The 19,692-nt window shown below is 64.6% G+C and carries 21 protein-coding genes, 1 tRNA gene and 1 pseudogene; 7 read left to right on the top strand and 16 right to left on the bottom strand.

What is annotated here, in order from left to right; genetic code table 11:
* The first annotated feature begins 35 nt into the window (after window positions 1-35).
* Complete coding sequence (locus RH858_RS04225; RefSeq protein ID WP_259535180.1) at window positions 36-788, top strand: SDR family NAD(P)-dependent oxidoreductase; 753 nt, start codon at window positions 36-38, stop codon at window positions 786-788.
* 473 nt (window positions 789-1,261) lie between these two features.
* Here RH858_RS04225 and RH858_RS04220 read toward each other — a convergent pair.
* From RH858_RS04220 to RH858_RS04200, 5 genes are all read right to left on the bottom strand, one after another.
* Window positions 1,262-1,334: transfer RNA gene (locus tag RH858_RS04220), tRNA-Arg, on the bottom strand.
* Window positions 1,335-1,368: 34 nt separating this feature from the next.
* On the bottom strand, window positions 1,369-1,668 hold the full coding sequence (gene tatA, locus RH858_RS04215; RefSeq protein ID WP_310561198.1) for a twin-arginine translocase TatA/TatE family subunit: 300 nt from the start codon (window positions 1,666-1,668) through the stop codon (window positions 1,369-1,371).
* Between the two features lie 134 nt (window positions 1,669-1,802).
* The gene (gene trpB / locus RH858_RS04210) at window positions 1,803-3,008 is read right to left on the bottom strand and encodes a tryptophan synthase subunit beta (protein WP_259535182.1); all 1,206 of its coding nucleotides are present in this window, start codon (window positions 3,006-3,008) and stop codon (window positions 1,803-1,805) included.
* A gap of 96 nt (window positions 3,009-3,104) precedes the next feature.
* Complete coding sequence (locus tag RH858_RS04205) at window positions 3,105-3,761, bottom strand: HVO_0476 family zinc finger protein (protein WP_310561197.1); 657 nt, start codon at window positions 3,759-3,761, stop codon at window positions 3,105-3,107.
* 60 nt (window positions 3,762-3,821) lie between these two features.
* Entirely contained in the window at window positions 3,822-4,778 is a 957-nt protein-coding gene (locus tag RH858_RS04200) for an aminopeptidase (protein WP_310561196.1), read from the bottom strand.
* Window positions 4,779-4,937: 159 nt separating this feature from the next.
* Between RH858_RS04200 and RH858_RS04195 the strand changes: the two genes are divergently transcribed.
* Window positions 4,938-5,963, top strand: coding sequence for a type II glyceraldehyde-3-phosphate dehydrogenase (locus RH858_RS04195; RefSeq protein ID WP_259535185.1), 1,026 nt, complete (start codon window positions 4,938-4,940; stop codon window positions 5,961-5,963).
* A 57-nt stretch (window positions 5,964-6,020) separates the two neighbouring features.
* On the top strand, window positions 6,021-6,677 hold the full coding sequence (locus RH858_RS04190) for an ArsR family transcriptional regulator (RefSeq protein ID WP_259535186.1): 657 nt from the start codon (window positions 6,021-6,023) through the stop codon (window positions 6,675-6,677).
* Window positions 6,678-6,693: 16 nt separating this feature from the next.
* Here RH858_RS04190 and RH858_RS04185 read toward each other — a convergent pair whose 3' ends face one another.
* A complete protein-coding gene (locus RH858_RS04185) occupies window positions 6,694-7,281 on the bottom strand; it encodes a hypothetical protein (RefSeq protein ID WP_259535187.1) in 588 nt (195 codons plus the stop codon).
* Between the two features lie 150 nt (window positions 7,282-7,431).
* Window positions 7,432-7,629, bottom strand: coding sequence for a hypothetical protein (locus RH858_RS04180; RefSeq protein WP_259535188.1), 198 nt, complete (start codon window positions 7,627-7,629; stop codon window positions 7,432-7,434).
* Window positions 7,630-7,834: 205 nt separating this feature from the next.
* Here RH858_RS04180 and RH858_RS04175 point away from each other — a divergent pair, with 205 nt between their 5' ends.
* Complete coding sequence (locus tag RH858_RS04175) at window positions 7,835-8,329, top strand: SRPBCC family protein (protein ID WP_259535189.1); 495 nt, start codon at window positions 7,835-7,837, stop codon at window positions 8,327-8,329.
* A 6-nt stretch (window positions 8,330-8,335) separates the two neighbouring features.
* Here the strand turns inward: RH858_RS04175 and RH858_RS04170 are convergent, their stop codons facing one another.
* The gene (locus tag RH858_RS04170; protein ID WP_310561195.1) at window positions 8,336-9,136 is read right to left on the bottom strand and encodes an acetyl-CoA synthetase; all 801 of its coding nucleotides are present in this window, start codon (window positions 9,134-9,136) and stop codon (window positions 8,336-8,338) included.
* A gap of 137 nt (window positions 9,137-9,273) precedes the next feature.
* Between RH858_RS04170 and sucC the strand changes: the two genes are divergently transcribed.
* The 3 genes from sucC to RH858_RS04155 all read left to right on the top strand — a co-directional run bounded on the left by sucC (window position 9,274) and on the right by RH858_RS04155 (window position 12,977).
* Window positions 9,274-10,422: an ADP-forming succinate--CoA ligase subunit beta gene (gene sucC, locus RH858_RS04165; protein ID WP_259535191.1), complete on the top strand. Its 1,149-nt coding sequence runs from the start codon at window positions 9,274-9,276 to the stop codon at window positions 10,420-10,422.
* Window positions 10,419-11,288 carry a succinate--CoA ligase subunit alpha gene (gene sucD, locus RH858_RS04160; protein ID WP_259535192.1) on the top strand — a complete coding sequence of 290 codons (870 nt, stop codon included), beginning with the start codon at window positions 10,419-10,421 and terminating at the stop codon, window positions 11,286-11,288. The genes sucC and sucD overlap by 4 nt, the downstream gene beginning before the upstream one ends.
* 69 nt (window positions 11,289-11,357) lie before the next feature.
* Window positions 11,358-12,977 (top strand): carotenoid oxygenase family protein, encoded by a 1,620-nt coding sequence (locus RH858_RS04155; RefSeq protein ID WP_310561194.1) that lies wholly within the window; start codon window positions 11,358-11,360, stop codon window positions 12,975-12,977.
* Window positions 12,978-12,995: 18 nt separating this feature from the next.
* Here RH858_RS04155 and RH858_RS04150 read toward each other — a convergent pair.
* The 8 genes and pseudogenes from RH858_RS04150 to RH858_RS04115 all read right to left on the bottom strand — a co-directional run.
* Window positions 12,996-13,199, bottom strand: a pseudogene (locus tag RH858_RS04150) (hypothetical protein); the annotation flags it as partial.
* A 33-nt stretch (window positions 13,200-13,232) separates the two neighbouring features.
* A complete protein-coding gene (locus RH858_RS04145; protein ID WP_259535194.1) occupies window positions 13,233-14,279 on the bottom strand; it encodes an Mrp/NBP35 family ATP-binding protein in 1,047 nt (348 codons plus the stop codon).
* A 68-nt stretch (window positions 14,280-14,347) separates the two neighbouring features.
* Window positions 14,348-15,127, bottom strand: a complete 780-nt coding sequence (locus RH858_RS04140) for an ABC transporter permease (RefSeq protein ID WP_259535195.1) — start codon at window positions 15,125-15,127, stop codon at window positions 14,348-14,350.
* Between the two features lie 28 nt (window positions 15,128-15,155).
* The gene (locus tag RH858_RS04135; protein WP_259535196.1) at window positions 15,156-15,923 is read right to left on the bottom strand and encodes an ABC transporter permease; all 768 of its coding nucleotides are present in this window, start codon (window positions 15,921-15,923) and stop codon (window positions 15,156-15,158) included.
* Window positions 15,924-15,929: 6 nt separating this feature from the next.
* Window positions 15,930-16,823, bottom strand: a complete 894-nt coding sequence (locus RH858_RS04130; RefSeq protein ID WP_259535197.1) for an ABC transporter ATP-binding protein — start codon at window positions 16,821-16,823, stop codon at window positions 15,930-15,932.
* Between the two features lie 99 nt (window positions 16,824-16,922).
* A complete protein-coding gene (locus tag RH858_RS04125; protein ID WP_310561193.1) occupies window positions 16,923-18,023 on the bottom strand; it encodes an ABC transporter substrate-binding protein in 1,101 nt (366 codons plus the stop codon).
* A 256-nt stretch (window positions 18,024-18,279) separates the two neighbouring features.
* Window positions 18,280-18,936 carry a hypothetical protein gene (locus RH858_RS04120; protein ID WP_259535199.1) on the bottom strand — a complete coding sequence of 219 codons (657 nt, stop codon included), beginning with the start codon at window positions 18,934-18,936 and terminating at the stop codon, window positions 18,280-18,282.
* A 90-nt stretch (window positions 18,937-19,026) separates the two neighbouring features.
* Complete coding sequence (locus RH858_RS04115) at window positions 19,027-19,398, bottom strand: DUF5820 family protein (RefSeq protein ID WP_259536526.1); 372 nt, start codon at window positions 19,396-19,398, stop codon at window positions 19,027-19,029.
* Window positions 19,399-19,692: the final 294 nt, after the last annotated feature.

Below are 19,692 nucleotides of genomic sequence, written 5' to 3'. Positions count from 1 at the left end.
ATTTTATTACCGTGGGAGGAGTAGGTTCGGTTGCGATGATAGATTTCAGTAACCGCGTCGCGATCGTGACGGGAGCAGGACGTGGAATCGGGGAAGCGACGGCGACGTTGCTGGCCGAACAGGGTGCCGATGTCGTCGTGACCGACGTCATCCCCGAACGCGAAGCGGTAGGCGAGGCCGTCGAGGAACGCGGGGGAACTGCGCTCGTCCGCGAACTCGACGTCACTGACTACGAACAGGCACAGGAAGTCGTCGAGGACACACTCGAGGAGTTCGGCGGCGTCGATATCCTGGTGAACAACGCGGGGATCTTCCCGACGGCCACTCTCGAGGAGATGACTCCCGAGGACTGGCAGCGGGTGATCGACATCAACCTGACCGGCGTGTTCAACTGTACGAAAGCCGTTCTCCCGGCGATGCGCGGGCAGGGCTACGGCCGGATCGTCAACGTCTCCTCGGCGTCCGGCGGGCACATCGGCTGGTCCGGCGACCTCTCACACTACGCCGCGAGCAAGGGTGGCGTCGTCGGCTTTACCCGGAGCGCTGCGATCGGTCTCGGTCCGCAGGGGATCACGATGAACGCCATCGTTCCCGGCATGATCGACACGGGTGCAGCCGAGGAGGTCGCCACGGAGGAAGAGATCGGGGCGGCCGTGAATATGACGCCAGTCGGCCGACAGGGCGATCCCGTAGAACTGGCGAGTTCGATCGCCTATCTCGCTTCCGAGCCCGCGGCGTTTATTACCGGCGCGACGCTGGTGGTCGACGGCGGCCTCACACTCGTCTAGAAGGGTCAGAGTCGGACGGCCCCCGCGAAATCCCCGTGTTCGCCACACGCCTGTTTTCACTGCTCGCTATCGCTCGCAGGAAAACGGGCGTGACGGGATCCCCGCGATCGATGCGAGGTGCGACCGAAGGGAGCACCTCGAGAAGCGAACGGCGAAGCCGTGAGCGAAGCGAGCGGGGGTAAGTCGCGCCCGTGACCGAACGAAGTGAGGGAACGGGCGTGACGGGATTCGAACCGAGTGGAGACGGTCCGGGCCTGCGGCCTCGCTTCGCTCGGCCGTTCCGGGCTGCGACTCCCCGGGTTCGAATCCCTTTTTGCCGTACCGGTGGCTCACTACGTTCGCCACACGGTACGGGCGTGACGGGATTCGAACCGAAACCAGACGTGCTCGCTCACAGTCGTTCGCTGCGCGCGACTGGTAGGATTCGAATCCCTTTTGGCCGTTTTCACTGCTCGCTATCGCTCGCAGGAAAACGGGCGTGACGGGATTCGAACCCGCGATCCCGAGGTTAGGAACCTCGTGCCGTATCCGCTTGGCCACACGCCCAGGAAGGAAGAGATCGGCGAGCCCGAAGGCGGTTTTAGACTTCCTCTGCGGACCGATCAACTTCGGTTTCCTCGTCTTCTACCGAGGAAACCGTCTCGTCGTCTTCGATGTCCTCGACGTCCTCGACGTCGGACTTCAGCGTGTCATCTTGCATCTCCTTGAGTTCCTCTTCGACCTCTTCGCGACCCTTCTTGAATTCGCCCATGGCCTGGCCGGTCGACCGCGCGAGTTTGGGGATCTTGTTTGCCCCGAACAGCAGCACGAGCACCAACAGCACGATCAGGAGTTCGGGCCCGCCGGGAATGCCGGGAAACAGTGGAATCGTGGATACCATCTCTACCCGCTTTTTGCCTTGTGCTGATTATAGGCTTTTTGCCTTGTGCGGGAGGTCACGGGGACGGATGATCGCTATTCCGACGACGATCGCACCACAGCGGAGGGTCGTTCCGGCCTCCTCCGCGGCCGCCCTCAGATCTCCGTTCCCTGGAGGTGGAACCGCTCGGCGGCGGTCTCCATGTCCTTGTCCCCGCGGCCAGAGAGATTGACGAGGAGGGTGTTGTGCTCGTCGGCGAGCTCCTTTGCAAGCGCGATCGCGTGGCTGGATTCCAGCGCGGGGATGATGCCGTCCGCCTCCGAGAGGTCGCGAAACGCTGCGAGAGCCGCGTCGTCGTCGACGCCACGGTAGTCGACGCGTCCGGCCTTCCGGAACATCGCGTGTTCGGGCCCCACGCCCGGATAGTCGAGCCCGGCGGAGATCGAGTGGACCTCCACGTCCTCGCCGATGACGCGGGTTTTCATTCCGTGGAGGACGTCGTCGCGTCCCGACGCGAGCGGTGCGGCGTGACGGGGCGAATCGGCGCCCTCGCCGCCGCCTTCGGCGCCGTACAGCGCGACCTCGTCGTCCCGGAACGCGTGAAACAGCCCGATCGCGTTCGACCCGCCGCCGACGCAGGCGACGGCCGCATCCGGCAACTCGCCCGTCCGGTCGTGGAACTGCTCGCGCGCCTCCTCGCCGATCACCGACTGGAACTCCCGGACCATCCGCGGGAACGGGTCCGGCCCGACGGCAGAGCCGACGAGGTAGTGGGTGTCCTCGACGTTGTGGGCGAAATCCTCCAGCGCGGCGTCGACCGCGTCCGCGAGGCCGGCACCGCCCTCGGTCACCTCGTTTACCTCCGCGCCCATCAGGCGCATCCGGAAGACGTTCATCCGCTGGCGATTGGCGTCCTTTCGACCCATGTAGATCTCGGTGTCCAGATCGAACAGCGCTCCGACCATCGCGGTTGCCACGCCGTGCTGGCCGGCGCCCGTCTCCGCGATCAGCCGCTTTTTGTCGGCTTCGACCGCCAGAAGCGCTTGTCCGACCGCGTTGTTGATCTTGTGGGCGCCGCCGTGGAGCAGATCCTCCCGCTTGAGGTAGATGTCCGCCCCGTATCGCTCGGAGAGCCCCGGCGCGTACGTGATCGGTGTCGGCCTGCCAGCGTACTCCTCGAGGGTGTCCCTGAATCGGGCCTGGAACTCCGGCGTCTTCACGATCGAATCGAACGCTTCGGTCAACCGATCGAGCGGCTCCCCCATCACGTCGGGCACGTATCGACCGCCGTAACCGTCGAAGTCGCCCGGTTCGCCGCTTCCGCCCACCGATTCCGTCTCCTCCGTTTCGCGACTGCTCATACGTCCTCCTCCGAAGCCAATGTACATATATGTTCGGTATTGTCCAAAGGTGTTCAAAGGAGGGCAAACTGCCGGTGCTGGGGCCGGCCGTAGCGGCTACCAGGCGGACCAGGCGTCAGTCGTCTCGTCGCGTGCGTACACGCGCTTTACGTCTTTGGCGAACACGCTGTCGCCCTCGTGGTCGAACTTCTCGAACCGGTAGCCGTCGGCGTCCGAGCGGATCTGGATCCCTTCGATCTCGAACTGTTCGTCGCCGAACGTCTCCGATTTCCCGACGGTGAGCTCGTAATCCCCCGGAACGTTGATCGTGAGACTCCGGCTCTGATCGCGGTTCCCGTCGCCCGGATGGAGGGTGACGCTTACCGAGACGTTGTCGACAGCGCGGGTCCAGATCGTGTCGACCTCCTCGACGGTCGCTTCCTCCACCCGGTCGCCGTCGCCGCGTTCGAGTGCGGTGATCCGCGCGGTCAACAGCGCCTCTTTGCTGTCCACGACGAACTCGTCGCCGACCGACAGGCTGTCCGAGGGGGACATCTCGATCGTGGTGGTGAACGATTCGCCCGACTGGGAGACGACCACGGTCCGTTCGACGTCGGATTCGATTTCGACGCGTTCCTTGTGGACGTGGCTACACTCGGTACACCGAACGGTAACCTGGCCCCCGGGCTTGAGCACCTCGTGGACCACCTCGGCGTCGGGAGAACAAGAGGGACACGCGACCGCGATCCGGTCGCCGGCTTCGATATCGGTCATTGGCGAGAATTGACGACTGGAGCGTATAAAAGCGCGCATCTCCGCCAACGGCGGTTGGCGTCAGCAGTCGGCGGACGTCGGGAGATCGATCTCCTCGCCGTCGGCGTACACCGTCGGCTCCCGCAAGATTCCGTCCAGGTGGACGGGGGCGTCGGTGTCGCCGCCGATGCCGGCGTCGTCGCCGATCGCGAGATGTACCGTCCCCCCTGCCTTCTCGTCGAGCAGCACCGACCCCACAAGCTCGGTCACGCCGACGTTGGTCCCGATCCCGAGTTCCGCGAGGTTGTACGCGTCCCGGCCGACCGATTCCGCGGCAGCTTCGAGCTGCGCTCCGATCTCCTCGTCCGAAACCGACGTAACGAACCCGTCCTCGACCTCGAACTCCAGGGTTCGCCCCTCGAGTAACCCGTGGGGCATCATCGTGCCGTCCACGACGTACCGTCCCTCGGCGGTCTCCGGCGAGACGAACACTTCGCCGGCCGGAAGGTTCGAGAACGCGCCCGGCTCCTGGATCTGTCCGGTGTCCGAGAGCCACTCCCGATCGCCGGGTTCGACGGTGAGGTCGGTCCCCTGCGGGGAGGTGATCCGGATCTCGTCTGCATCCGCGACCCGATCGTGAACCGCCTCGCAGGCGTCCGCGATCGCGTCGTAGTCGGCGTCGAGGCCGGCGACGAACACTTCTTCGGTTATCCCCGGGAGTGTCGCCCCGCGGGCGCCGGCCTCGCAGGCGTCCCCGCGAGCTCTGGTGTGGCTCAGGCTCTTCGTCGTCGGAGCGAGGAACGCGTCGGCGCCCTTCATCGCGGCTGCAACCGGGACCGGCGGCTCACTCCCGTGCTGTTTCCCCGAGGGATACTCCAGCAGTACCGCCTCGTCTGTGACCTCGCGTGCTACCTCGTACAACGCTTCGCCGATCGGCCGGCGCTTCTCGTCGGTGACGACCGCACACGACTCACCGGATCCGAGCGACAAACACTGCAGCACCGCAGTCTCGGCGGGTTTCCGTAGTCGTTCGACCATACTGTCCGTATTTGCTGCTGCTTCCCTGAGTCTTGTCCTTCCGGTCGTTCCGTCGCCCGTCCCCCCGTGGCCACTCCGATATCGTTACTCGCAAGGAAGTTAATTCCCTGGGACGAACACTCGAAACGATTATACGGAACCGGAAGCGAGGCTTCGGTAATGATACGTGTGGGCATAAACGGGTACGGCACCATCGGCAAGCGCGTCGCCGACGCGGTGACGGCCCAGCCCGACATGGAACTCGTGGGCGTCGCGAAAACCCGGCCGAACTTCGAGGCCGACACGGCGGTGCGAAAAGGGTATCCGCTGTATGCGGCGATCCCGGAACGGGCGGGCGCGTTCGACGCCGCCGGGATCCGTATCGCCGGCGAGGTGACCGAACTGGTCGGCGCGAGCGACGTCGTCGTCGACACCTGTCCCTCCGGAATCGGCGCACAAAACCGTGCGATGTACGAGGCGTATCAGACGCCAGCGATCTTCCAGGGTGGGGAAGACGCCGACGTGGCAGACGGGAGCTTCGTCGCCCGTGCCAACTACGATGCCGTGCGGGATCTCGACTACGTTCGTGTGGTCTCGTGTAACACGACGGGGCTCTCGCGGCTGCTCGCACCGCTCCGGGAGGAGTACGGCGTCCGGAAGACCCGGGCGACGCTGGTGCGGCGGGGCGGCGATCCCGGCCAATCCGATCGGGGGCCGATAAACGACATCCTTCCGGACCCCGTCGAGATTCCGTCCCATCACGGCCCGGACGTGAAGACGATCTTCCCCGAACTGGACATCGACACGATGGGGATGAAGGTGCCGGCGACGATGATGCACATGCACGGCGTCAACGTCACTCTCGACGCTACCCCTCCCGCAGAGGAGATCCGGCAACTGCTCGACGCGGAGTCCCGACTCTTTTTGATCCCCGAGGAGGCGGACATCGACGGCGCGGGAAAGCTCAAGGAATACGCGCTCGACGCCGGTCGGCCGCGGGGTGATCTGTGGGAGAACTGTATCTGGGGTCGCTCGATCTCGACGAAAGGACGGGACCTGTATCTCTTCCAGGCGATCCACCAGGAAAGCGACGTCGTCCCCGAGAACGTCGACGCGATCCGGGCGGTCTGTTCGGACGTCGACGCCGGCGAGAGCGTTGCCCGCACCGACGAGTCGCTGGGCATCGGATTCGAGAGCCGGTTCTAGCCGGCGGCGGCGCCATCGAAGAAACCCTTTTATATATAAACCGTTTACCTGATGTATATGGACTCCGCGGTACTCCTGGATCTGCTCGGCAACGAGAACCGCCGACGGATCCTCCGTCTCCTCTCGCAGAAACCCTGCTACGTCACGGAGATCAGCGAGTATCTCGGCGTCAGTCCGAAAGCGGTGATCGACCACCTCCGGAAGCTGGAGGAGGCCGGTCTCATCGAATCGGTTACCGACCAGAAGCGCCGGAAGTATTTTCACATCTCCCGGAGCGTGAGGCTCGAGGTGAGTCTCTCCCCGTACAGCTTCGACGCCAAGAGCGCCTACCCGGCGAACCTCGATCTCGACATGAACGGCCGGTGTCCCCACCTGTCGGTCGAGATCCCGGAGAGTGACGGTCCAGCCGACGTCGAGGAACTGGCCGCCGAGTACGAGGACCTCCGGGACCTCACCCGGGAGCTGTCGATCGCACAGCGGTGGGTTCACGGCCGACTGACGGAAGTACTCGATCAGTTCAGCGACTATCTCGGCACCGAGGCGGACTCCCAGTTTTACGCCGAGGTGCTTGCGGCGGTCGCGGCGACCGACGGAACGCCCTCGGCGGTCGCAGCCGAGATGAACGCCCGGCGGGAGACGGTCGAGGAGGCACTCGTGGTGCTCGGAAACCGCGGGCTGCTCGCCCGCCGCGGGAACCGGTTCGAGATACCCTGACTTCCGTTCCGGGAACTCACTCCAGGTCCCGGGAGAGCCCGTCCCGGAGATCCCGGCCCAGGTAGTGTCCGACAACCGCCAGGACCAGTCCGACCGCGGCGGCGACAATCGCGAAGCTCACGCCGTAATCCTGGAGCACTTGCAGGCTCACCGGAAGGAACGCGCCCCCGAGAAACCCCGACAGGACGGTGACGGTCGCGGCGCCGGCGCCGACGAGTCCCGTCTCGAGGTAGCGCCGTTCGGAAAGCACCAGTCCCACGAGGAACGCTGCCAGAAACAATCCGACGAACCGGCCGATTCCCCCGATAAGCGGTATCGCCCCGCCGAGGAACATGCCGATCCCGGTCAGGAGGATCGCGAGAAGCGTCGCCTTCCCCGAGAACAGTCGCCCGTTCGTCCCAACGAGCGGGGGTTTGCCGTCGGTTGTCTCGGCCGCGTCCGGAGCCGATTCGGGGGCTTCCGTCACGCCGGTCTCCCGGGATGACCCTCCGGCGTGTGGACCGTCCTCGAGGAGGTCGTCGTCGAGAAGGCTCTCGTCGATGATGTCCTCGACGGACTCGCCCGCTCCGGCATCGGTCTCCTCGCGCTCCCTGGAGGGTTGCATACTCTCCGTTTGGTATCGACGCTCAAAGGACTTTAGGTCACAACGAGGCAGCAAAATCAGACACTCCAATCGACGCGACGACTGGAGAGAATGTGGCAGGCGGTGCCGGACAGGAGGCCGGCGGCTCCGCGAGGTGACTTCCCGATCCCGTCAACCACCCCACTCCCCGCGCATGTCGTCGGCGACGTTGTTTCGCCACTGTTCGAATCCGCGTTCGCAGGTCGGATTCTCCCGCAGGTGCTCCATGAATCCCGCTCCCGGATCCGCAAGGGCCGCCTCACAGAAGGGACACTGCGAGGGAGCGACCCAATCGGGTGCCGGGGGCGGCGGTGTGGTTTTCGTTGACATCACAGCCATTCTCAGGGGAGTAACCTACTTATAATTATCCTAGTAGAGGAATTTCTTCGAGATATCTGGAATTCTCGCGCAAATATTCCCGATCTATCTGGACGTTCGTATGGATATATTCGATAATACACCTTATATGCTGGTGGATGATGATCGGTGGATCGGCGGCAGAGCGGTTAACCGAATTCGGGCCCTATCCCGGAACATGCCCACCTACAGGCGCGAGACGCGGATCGCCGCCCCGCTCGAGGACGTCTGGGAGTTTCACTCCCGGCCCGATGGACTGGAGGCGCTGACGCCCGACTGGATGGGAATGTCCGTCGAGTCGGTTCGCGGTCCGGACGGCGAGCGGAACCCACCGATACTCGAACAGGGGGCACAGCTCCGGCTCTCGATGCGCCCGTTCGGTGTCGGTCCTCGGTTTTCCTTTACCGCCCGGATCGTCGAACGCTGCCGCGAGGAGGGTCGCGCGTGGTTCCGGGACGACATGGTCGGCGGGCCGTTCCGGAAGTGGGAGCACACCCACTCGTTTTTCGGCGACGCGGACGAGACGGTGATGGTCGACACCGTCGAGTACGAGCTCCCGGGCGGCCGGCTGAACGTCCTCGCGTCACCGGTTTCGTCCCTCGGATTCGACGGCATGTTTCGACGGCGGCACGCGAAGACGCGGGAGCTGCTTTCCGGCCAGGACGCCGATTGATCGCTGTCAGGGCAGATCGATCCGCTCCACCTCGAACGTGGCGACGTCGCCGCCTGTGGCTCCCGCGTCCACGACGGCGACAGTCACGTCTGCCGGTCCGTGGTCTCGCTCGTCGGGAAGCACGACCGTCGCGCCGACAGTGATCGGGGCGAGCACGCCCGCCGCGAGGACGCGCGGATCCGTCGGTAAGCCGTAGACGGCGACCCTGTCGTCGGCAGAGAGGTGCATTCCGGAAGCGGCGACGGCTGCCGCCCCGAGTGCGGCTGCGTGAGTGACGACAGGTCCCGCCCCGGAGACGTCGGCGTCGACCTCGAGCAACACGTCGTCGGGCGCGACGTCGTACGGCGGAACGCCGGGGTTCTCGCTCCAGGCCTCCTTTTCCCAGTGGGTCGTCCGGGGGTCGTCGGGACTCCCACCGTACACTGCGAGTTTGCTCCCGGGCGGGAGGTCGAACTCGCGCTCCCGCCGGGCGGGAACGACCGTGGCCGCGGGAGCGCTGTCCGGCTTCGGGGCAGTTTGCGGGGCAAACGACACCGGCGCGCCCAGCATTGCGGCACCGAGGAAGGTAAACAGGGGTTTGGGCGCGAGTTCCGGTTCGATCTGGACCCGGGATCCGCCTGTCGTCCCGAGATACCTGAGGACGTTACACGCCCTGTAGGAGGTCGTGATGAGGTCGTGATAGCTGAACTCGCGGTCCGAGCCGGCGTCGTAGAGTGCGGGATCGGCGCTCCGGCGCTCCCGCGAGAGCAGGTCGCCGACTACTGTTGTGTTCCCGCCGTCGACCACCGCGTCGCGAGGTGGATCCATACGGGCAGTAGACGCTCCCCTGATAAAGGGGTTGTCGAGTTCGGAGATGGGTGGCGGTAGAGTGCCGGGAATGTGCCTCGTTGACGCGAGCCGAGAATGGACGGTTTTAAGCGACTATCGGACGCGGATACGGACGTATGAAACTGCACGAACACCAGGCGAAGGAAATCTTCGCGGACGCGGGAATTCCAGTACCGGAGTCGAGGCTCGCCTCGAGCGTGTCGGAGGTTCTGGACGCGGTCGACGAGATCGGCTTCCCCGCGGCAATCAAGGCCCAGGTTCACGTGGGCGGTCGGGGGAAAGCCGGCGGGATCAAGATCGCAGGCGACCGCGAGGAGGCGGAAACGTACGCCGAGGAGATTCTCGGGATGGATCTCAAGGGATACACCGTCGAGAAAGTGCTCGTCGAGGCAGGGGTCGACTTCGTCGACGAACTGTACGTCGGCGTGACGATGGACCGCGGGAAGGGACGGCCCGTGGCGATGGTCTCGACGGAGGGCGGTGTCGACATCGAACAGGTCGCCGAGGAGACGCCCGAGGCGATCGCCCGCGAACACGTCGATCCCTCCTTCGGCATGCAGCCGTACCAGGCTCGCAAGGCCGTCTACGACGCGGGCGTCCCCCGTGAGTTCGCGCGCGACGTCTCCGGGATCCTCTCGACGCTGTATGACCTCTTCGAAGAGCGGGACGCCTCCGAGATCGAGGTCAACCCCGTGATGATCACCAGCGACGACGAGGTCGTCGCCGCCGACGCCGTGATGAACATCGACGAGGACGCGCTGTTCCGCCAGCCCGAACTCGCCGAACTCGAGGAGGAGGCCTACGAGGACGACCTCGAGCGGAAGGCCGGCGAGTACGACCTCGATTACGTCCGGCTCTCGGGTAACGTCGGTATCATCGGCAACGGCGCGGGCCTGGTGATGACGACGCTCGACCTGGTGGACTACTACGGCGGCGACCCCGCGAACTTCCTGGACATCGGCGGCGGCGCGAAGGCCGAACGCGTCATGAACGCGCTGGATCTGGTGTTTTCGGATCCGAACGTCGAGTCGGTCGTGTTCAACATCTTCGGCGGGATCACCCGCGGCGACGAGGTCGCTCGGGGGATCAACGAGGCGCTGTCGGCGTTCGAGACGGTTCCCAAGCCGGTCGTCGTTCGGCTGGCAGGCACGAACGCCGAGGAGGGAATGGAGATCCTCGATACGGATCTCGTCGACGTCGAACCGACGCTGGAGGAAGCCGTCCAGCGTGCGATCGCGAACACCGAGGAGGTGACCGAAGAATGAGTATCTTCGTCGACGACGACACGCGAGTGGTGGTACAGGGCATCACCGGCGGCGAGGGTCGGTTCCACGCCGAACAGATGATCGACTACGGGACGAACGTCGTGGCCGGTGCCGTCCCCGGAAAGGGCGGCGAGTCGGTCCACGACGTCCCCGTCTACGACACCGTCGATCGGGCGGTCGAGGCCGAGAACGCGAACGCGTCGGTCGTGTTCGTTCCGCCGGCGTTTGCGGCCGACGCGATCTTCGAGGCGCTGGACACGGATCTGGATCTGGTGGTCGCCATCACCGAGGGGATTCCGACCCAGGACATGGCACGGGTCAAAAAGCGGCTTTCGGAGGTCGACACCCGGCTCATCGGACCGAACTGTCCGGGGATCATCACGCCGGGCGAGGCCAAACTCGGCATCCTGCCGGGCAACATTTTCGCGGAGGGGAACGTCGGACTCGTCTCTCGGTCGGGAACGCTCACCTACCAGGTGGTGGACAACCTCACCCAGCGGGGGATCGGTCAGACTACCGCCGTCGGCATCGGCGGGGATCCGATCATCGGGACGTCGTTTATCGACGCGCTCGAAGCCTTCGAGGCCGACACCGACACCGACGCCGTCGTCATGTGTGGCGAGATCGGCGGGGAGGACGAGGAACGGGCGGCGGCGTTCATCGCCGAGCACATGGACACTCCGGTCGCGGGCTTTATCGCCGGCCGGACCGCCCCGCCGGGCAAGCGGATGGGTCACGCCGGCGCCATCGTCTCCGGCTCCGGCACCGGCACCGCCGAATCCAAGATCGAGGCGCTCAACGAGGCGGGCGTCCCCGTCGGCGACACGCCCGAGGAAGTCGCAGACCACGTCGAAGACTTCCTCTAGCCGCCGAGTTCGATCGCAGTGCGGTCCGTTTTTTGCCGGGAAGACACGACAGTTTAGGGGGTGGAGTGCGTGCGATCGATAGGGATGGAGTCGAAACACGCCGTCGGGCTCCGGGATCTCGATCGCGAGTTCGGCGAGACGGCGCTCGGCGTCGAGGGGGAACTTCCCGACTGGCTGGCGGGCACGCTGCTGTGTAACGGTCCGGGTCGGTTTACGATCGCGGACGGGCGCTCGGTGAACCACTGGTTCGACGGTCTCGCACTGTTGCGCCGGTTTCGTCTCGACGGCGCGTCGAACTACGTTTCCTTTGCCGCACGGTTTCTCCGATCCGAGGAGTTCGAGTCGGTCGACACGGAGGGTCGCCTCGCGCGCGACCAGTTCGGCACCGACCCGTACGCCGACGTCTTCGAGCGGCTGGGTCGGGTGCTTTCGCCCGCACCGACCGACAACGCCTCCGTCGGGTTCGAGGTCGTCGACGGCTCGATCCGTGCGGTGACCGAGACGCCGCGGGGGGTCGTCGTCGATCTGGAGACGCTCGATTCGGGACCGACTGTCGATCGGATTGTCGACACCGACGCGACGATGCTGCTCGCGCACGTCCATCGGGATCACCGACGCGGCGAGGCGATCGCGGTCGGCACCAGGTTTGGATGGACCAGCGAGTATCTGCTCTGCCGTCGCGAGCTCGGAGAGAAGACGTTCGAGACGTTCGGGCGCCTCGAACGCGAGCGACCCGCCTACCTCCATTCGTTCGGTCTGACGGACGGCCACGTGGTTTTGCTGGAGTCACCGTTCCGGATCGAGCCCCTCGACCTGCTCGATGAGGGGCCGATCAGTGAGGCGTTCGAGTGGACCGACGACGACGCGAACCTGCTCGTGTTCGACCGCGAGACGGGCGAGCACGTCGCGATTGCGCCCCTCGATCCGTGTTTTGCGTTCCACCACGTCAACGCCTTCGAGCATCCGGTGGGGGACGGCGGGAACGGGACGGACGACGGAACGGGCCTCGTCGTGGATCTGGTCGCCTACGACGATGCCGAGATCGTCCGATCGCTCTCGCTTTCCACCCTGCGGAACTCGGAGGCGACGCTGCCGGGCGGACAGCTCCGGCGACACGAACTGTCGATCCCGACAGCGCGAAACGGCGTCGCCGAACGTTCGGCGACGACGGAGTCGCTTTACGACGCTCCCGTCGAGTTCCCGACCGTCAACTACAGCCGGATGAACGGACGTCCCTATCGGTACGTTTACGCCGCAGGTAACGGTGATCGACCGGCGCGAACCCTTCCCGACCGGCTCTGCAAGATCGATCTCGAGGCGCGAACGACTCGGGTGTGGCGGGAGGACGACTGTTACCCGGGAGAGCCGGTGTTCGTCCCGCGCACGCTCGCAACACGGGATGCCGACCACGGAGACGGTGGGAGAGATGGAGACGGTGAGGGAGACGGAGACGAGGACGACGAAGATGAGGACGACGGCGTCGTCCTCTCGGTCGTTCTCGACGCCGATCACCCGGCGCCAGTCGACGAGTCCGGGGCCCGGTCGTTCCTGCTCGTGCTGGACGCCGGATCGTTCGCGGAACTCGCCAGGGCGCCGCTTCCCTGCGTGTTGCCGTTCGGCTTCCACGGACAGTTCTTCGGAAAACAGTTTCTCGAAAATCGCGGCGAGTTCGTGCGGTCGATGGCGTGACCGGATGGCTGATCTCGGCTACCGATCCCGATCGAGGGTACCCCGCTCTTTGATCCGCATGATGTTGCGGACGTTCCGGTAGATGTCTTCGGGGGTAGTCTCCTCGTCGGGATCGTACAGGTCCGACACCCGGTAGAGGAACGCGGCGACCTGTTCGCTTTCGGAGCTTCCGCCGCGGACGTCCTCGGCCACCTCACGGAGCATTCGGGCGCGTTCGGGGTCGTCTTCGCCACTCATGAGCGGTACTGACGTCGATCAGGAGTTCTGCTGGCTCGCGTCGCGACGCCGGACGATGCCGACGTTGTTGGCAACGTTCTCCGTGAGCGTGCGGAACGCCTCGCCGGTCTCGCTGTCCTCGTCCATCACGACCGGCTTCCCCTCGTCGCCGCCCGAGCGGACGGCCGGATCCAGCGGGATCCCGCCGAGGAACGGCAGGTTGTTCTCCGCGGCGAACTCCTCTCCTCCGCCCGAGCCGAAGATCTCGTGGAAGCTGCCACAGTCGGGACAGCGGAACCCGGACATGTTCTCGGTGATTCCCAACACGTTGGTGCCGTGTTCGCCGAACATCCGCAGTCCCTTGCGTGCGTCGTCGACCGCGACGCCCTGCGGGGTGGTGACGATGACGGCGCCCGTGAGCGGTAGCGTCTGGAGGATGGTGAGCTGGGTGTCGCCGGTTCCGGGCGGCATGTCGAGCACGAGGTAGTCGAGTTCGCCCCATTCGACGTCCTCGATCAGCTGGGTGAGCACCTTGTGGACCATCGCACCCCGCCAGATGACCGGCTCCTCCTCGCCGACGAGAAAGCCCATGCTCATCAGCTTCATGCCGTGTTTCTCCGGCGGGAGGATCGTCTCCCGCTCGGTCGCCTGGGCGTGCTGGTCGGCGTCGAGCATCCGCGGGACGTTCGGCCCGTACACGTCGGTGTCGAACAGCCCGACGCGGGCGCCGAGCTGGGAGAGCCCGGCCGCGATGTTGACCGAAACCGTCGACTTCCCGACGCCGCCCTTCCCCGAGGCGACGGCGATGATGTTTTTGATGTTCGGTAACACCTGCTCCTCCTCGGACAGCTGGGAGGGAACTGCCGCGGAGATGTCGACCTCGAGCCCCTCTGCAGAGAGTACCTCACGGACGTCGTTTGCGATCTGACTCTCGTGTGGGGCGTACGGTGCCCCGAGGGCAAGCGAGACGCGGACCGTCTCCTCTTCGATTTCGATGGCGTTTACGAGCCCCAGGGAGACGATGTCGTCCCCGAGATCCGGATCCTCGACGGCTTCGAGCAACTCGCGCACTTCCGATTCGTCCATAGGGAAAATCCGGAGTTGTCGGGGTTAAGAGTTGTGGGATCGTCGTCGGAGAGAACGTCGTCTTTGGGTCACATCATCCTTCTGTGTGGCGTTTCTTCCTCCCAGGGGACCAGATAGCGCTGGATCCGCTCGAGGCCGTAGGTGATCGCGATCCCGAACGCGCCGATGACGACCACCGAAGCGTACAGTTCCCCGAGCTGATAGGTGTTCCACGAGACCCACATGAAGTAGCCGAGCCCGTCGTTGGCGGCGATCAGCTCCACCGAGATCACAATCAAAAACGACGTGCTCAACCCCAGGCGAAGTCCCGTGAACACGACCGGGAGTGAGCCCGGAAGCAGCACCTCCCTGAACAAGGCGTACGTCGACGTTGCGCCGTTGTCGCGGGCGACGTCGAAGTACACTGACTCGATTCCCCCGGCGGCGCTCATGGCGTTCCACGCCACGAGGAAGAACCCGCCGAACGCGGCGGCGAATATCAACGCGCCGTCACCCCGGCCGAAGATCAGGATCAAAAGCGGCAACAGCGCAACGACCGGAAGCGGGTACAGTGCCGAGAAGATCGGGCCCAACAGCGACCGGATCGTGTCGCTGTACCCCATCGCCAGCCCGATCACGATCCCGAACCCGGCCGCGAACGCCGACGCGATCACCGTGCGTCGGAGCGTCGACCCGACGTGGGCGAGAAAGCCCGCGTCGGTCGCGAGCGTCGCCGTCGTGACTGCGATTGCCGTCGGCGCCGGCAACACAGACGGGTTGATTAGGCCGACAACGTCGACGGAGAGCTGCCAGAGTACCAGGACGGCCACGGCGGAGCCGATCTGGGCGGCGTATTCGCGGTTTCTCATAGCCCCACCCCCGAGTGCAGTGATCCAGTCATGCTCCCTCCCAGGGCGTCAGGTATTCGCCCAGCTCCTCGATACCGTAAACGAACACGACCCCGAGCACGTTGATGACGAAAAGCGCGACGTACATTCGGGTGATCGTGAACAGCTGCCAGGAGTTCCAGATCACGTAGCCGAGCCCGGAGTTCGCGCCGACCATCTCGATGACGACGATCAGCACGAACCCGATCCCGAACCCGAGGCTGAGTCCGGTCGTGATCTGCGGTAATGCTCCGGGGACGATGACCTCCCGATACAGCGCTAGCGTCCCTGCCCCGTTGTCGATGGCGACGTCGACGTAGACGTCGTCGATCTGCCTGACGCCCGCCATCGTGTTGACTGCCACCAGCAGGAACACCGCAAGGCCCATGGTGAGGATCCGCGCGAGTTCCGTGACGCCGAACAACGAGAACGCGATCGGCAACAGCGTGATCTTCGGGACGGGATACAGTATCGCGACGTGGGGGTTCACCAGCAGCCGGATCTCGCGTGACCACCCCATCACCAGCCCAACTGCGATCCCGCCTGTGGCGCCAACCAGGAATGCAAGCAGGATCCGCCGGAGGCTGACCCCCAGGTGATACAGCAGTTCCCCGTGGAGAAACTCCTCGACGGTCGCCACAAGCACCGTCGTCGGCGCCGGGAAGAACACCGGATGAATCAGGGCGGCACGGGAGGCAACCTCCCACAGCAGCAGCACCGAAAGTATCGGAAGGAGGTTCAATCGGAGCCGGGCGCCGACTGTCGAACGGGACTGCATGACCGATCAGGGGGTCCGCCCACTCGATCGTTCGACCGACCGCTCGACCTCGTCGCTCAGGCTGGTCCACACCGTTTCCTGGATCTCCTCGAACCGGCCAACCGGAATGTTGTCGCGGGTTCGGGGCCGATCGAGATCTACGTCGACGACAGTCTTTATCCGCCCCGGTCTGGCAGACATGACGCCGATCCGGTCCCCGAGGTGGATCGCCTCCTCGATGTCGTGTGTGACGTATACGACGGTCTTTTTCGACTCGTTCCACAGGGAGAGCAACTCCTCGAGGAGGTACTGTTTCGTCTGTGCGTCGAGCGCTCCGAACGGCTCGTCCATGAGGAAGATCTCGGGATCGTTCGCGAACGCTCGCGCGATGCTCACTCGCTGTTTCATCCCGCCGGACAGCTGGTGTGGATACGACTCCTCGAAGCCGTCCAGGTTCACCTTCTCGATGTACCGCCGGGCGATCTCGTGGCGGCGGGGTTTGGGGACGCCACGCATCTTGAGGCCGAAGGCGACGTTCTCCACGACGGACTTCCAGGGGAAGATCCCGTACTCCTGGAAGACCATACTGGTCGTCGGCCCGTCCTCGGGCTCGGGTTTCAGGATCTCGATATCGCCGGAGTCACACTCGAGTAGCCCGCCCAGAAGCCGAAGGAACGTCGACTTGCCGCAGCCGGAGGGGCCGACCAGACAGAAGAACTCCCGGTCGTACACCTCGAGGTTTACGTCTTCGAGTGCCGAGACGTCCCCGGAGGGTGAGCGGTACACCTTGTTGACCGCAGTCGCTCGGAGGCAGGGATCGCTTCGTCCGGATGGCGTCCCCGACCCCGTGCCGTCGGGTAACTCGCTACCGGCTGACCCGTCGCCGACACCGGCCTCGCCCGGGGCGGAAGCGTCCCGCATTGGGTGCTGGTTGGGGCTGGAGCTACTGGAACGTTTCCGTTCGGAGACGTTCGACCACGACCGCGATCCGAACTCTGGAGATCCCAGCGTCACAGGGTATCACTCGCAGATCCGTTCCCCGGGGAATCCCTCCGGAACGGTGATCTCTCCGACCGGGGCGTACGGAGCCGGCGCCGTCTCGCTCCACTCGTGGATCGTGTCCACCGAGGGAGTCGCTTCCGCCTCGTCCAGCCGCCCGACCTCCTCGAGGGCAGCGTCCAGCAGGGTTTCGTCGACGATTTCGTCGGCGGAAACCGTCTCGTCGAGATAGCCGCGACACGCGTGAAACTCCTGTTGCCGCATCAAGCTGTCGACGTTCATCCGGCCGTTCTTGTGGACGAGCGACGGGATCGACGCCTGGATCGCGGGGACGGGAACGTCGATCTCCTCGCTGATGATCGAGGCGACCTCCTCGTTCGGGAATCCGCCCATATCGTAGTACTCGCGGACGCCGAGGAGATACGCCTCCAGCCACCGTCTGGCGACGTCGGGTCGGTTCTCCATGAACGGCTCCCCGAAGAAATACGTCGCGATCTGCATCCGGGGGGCGAGCTGGGAGCCGTACAGCAACTGGCCCGCGCCGGTTTCCTGGGCGACCTGCAGCCCGAGCGGATCGGGGATCGTACAGGCGTCGATCTCCCCCGAGCCCATCGCCGAGATCATGTCCGGGAACGGCATCTCCGTTACCGTCAGGTCGTTCCAACCCATGTCGTTGAGCTGGAGCAGCCGCCCCAGAAGGTAGTCCATCGACGTCGCCTCCCCGTTGATCGCCACTGTCGGGTTCTCCGGGAGGTCAGCAAAGGACATCCCTTCCTGGTACAGCTCCGCTCGAATCCAGAACCTGTTACCTGATGGCTGGTCGTCCCAGTACTGCGTCTGGTCTGCCACCGCCCGAACGGGGACGTCCTGGGCGATCGAGTTGAACACGCCCGCCCCGATCGAGCCGCTCGCGACGTCGATATCCCCGGATGCGAGCTGGGGAACCGCCTGGGAGGCGCCGGTGATTCGTTCGGTCTCGATCTCGATGTCCCGATCCGCGAAAAAGCCCCGGTTCTTGGCGACGAACACCTCCGCAACTGCGGCGATCGGCAGCGTTCCGAACGTGACGGTGTCCGTCGTTTCTCCGACGTCGCCGAGACAGCCACCGAGAGACGTCGCCACGGTGGCGCCACCGAAGGCTAGAAATCTCCGCCTCGACGTCCGTCCCCTTCTTTGAACCGACCGTCGATTACTCATTATCAGTTATTGGTTTTCTGTAATGTACTATAAGGATTGTGGTCAGTCCCGCCGGCACGGAACGGAGTTTCCGTGGGAGACCGGGCAAAAGCGGCGGACTCCGGAGAGAGGACGATCGAAAACTATCGGAGGGACGATCGAAAACTCTGGGCCAAACGCCGTAGCTCCCGGGTGGCCGGGACTACTCCGGCGACGAGAGGGTTGTGGGTGCGATCGCCGGATCGTCGGGGAACTTCCAGTCGATCCCGTCCTTTTCGGTTTCCCGTTTCAGGACCGCCGCGATGTGGCCCTGGATCATCCGTGCGTCTGCGGGACTCATGTGTTCGAACAGCTGGTCGAGGCTGGTTTCGTCGGTGTCGGGATCGTCGAGGATCACGAGTACGCCGGTGATCGCCTCGAGCAGGATCGTGTAGTTGTTCCGATCCAGGAACATCTGGACGTCGTCGGACTGTACCCCGCGTCCCAGCACGCCGATGAGCGTACTGTGGATGTTAAACTGGGGACCGATCCCCTTCGGGTGCTCCGAGACGAAGATCTGCATCCTGGAGGGCTTGTAAATCGTGGCCCGGGTGTCGGCCGACCCCGACGGGTAGAGGCTTCCTTCCTCGACCATCTCCTTGGTGAGATTGTACAGCGTGCTCTGCGGGATCGACGTTACCTCGGTCAGCCCTTTGATGTCGAGCCCCTCGTGGAGCCAGACCTCGTGCCAGATCTTGCATTTCCGTGGGGACGCGAGCAACTGACCCGCGGCGACGACGGTGTCTACCGTGGTCCGGATCTCGTCCCGGGGAAACGAGGGAACGGCGTCGTCCCGGTCGGACGAAGCGTTGTCGGCCATCTCGGTTATCTATTTCCTGGAATACGCAATAAGGCTGCTGGTTCTCGGTGTGTGTCGGAAGGTGGAGGAGTCCCGGCCGCCTCGCCCGTGTCAGCCAACCAGTTCGTCGAGCTTCTCGAGGTACGCCTCCCGCGGGAGCTGGTACGCCTCGCGATAATCGATGTCGCCGTCGGCGAACTCCTCGGCCAGCGAGATGGCCCCGTCGAGTGCGTCGCTTTGATCGTCGTATCTCCGGTGTTCGAGTTCGATCTCCGGTTCCAGGAACAGCACCACCTGCCAGCCGTCGGTCTCTCGGCGGGCGGCTGCCGGGCGCGAGTCCTGCGGCCCGTCACTCACGTAGATCGTCGGCAAACAGGGAGCAGGAAACGCCTGAGAGTCGAACACGTCCGGCCGATACGTGAGAACGACCTGCCCGTTCGATCCGTCGTTCCAGACCGTCCACCCGTCCGGCAGCGTCGGCAGCTTCATGTCCTTATTGTGAGCTACAGCCGGAAAGCGATCCCGCTTCGGTGAGGGTTTCTCGGTATAGTACTTAAAGACGGCTCTTTTTTCACATGATATCACTCCGCATGGCTCCTCTCTGTCTTTGGCTTTTCTTTCTGCGATAACTGGGACTCACGATACACTTAAATATCTCTAATCCTCATAACCATAGTAGTCCCGGTACCGGATCGGGAATACCGACCACTCCCGTCCGCTGGTCCCCGAACGATGTGTCGTCGGCTTCGACGCCCGGTCGCCGCGGAGGTGTGGTAA

The organism is Halalkaliarchaeum sp. AArc-GB, from assembly GCF_031432225.1.
Taxonomy (GTDB): domain Archaea; phylum Halobacteriota; class Halobacteria; order Halobacteriales; family Haloferacaceae; genus Halalkaliarchaeum.
This window is presented reverse-complemented; position numbering and strand designations above follow the sequence as displayed.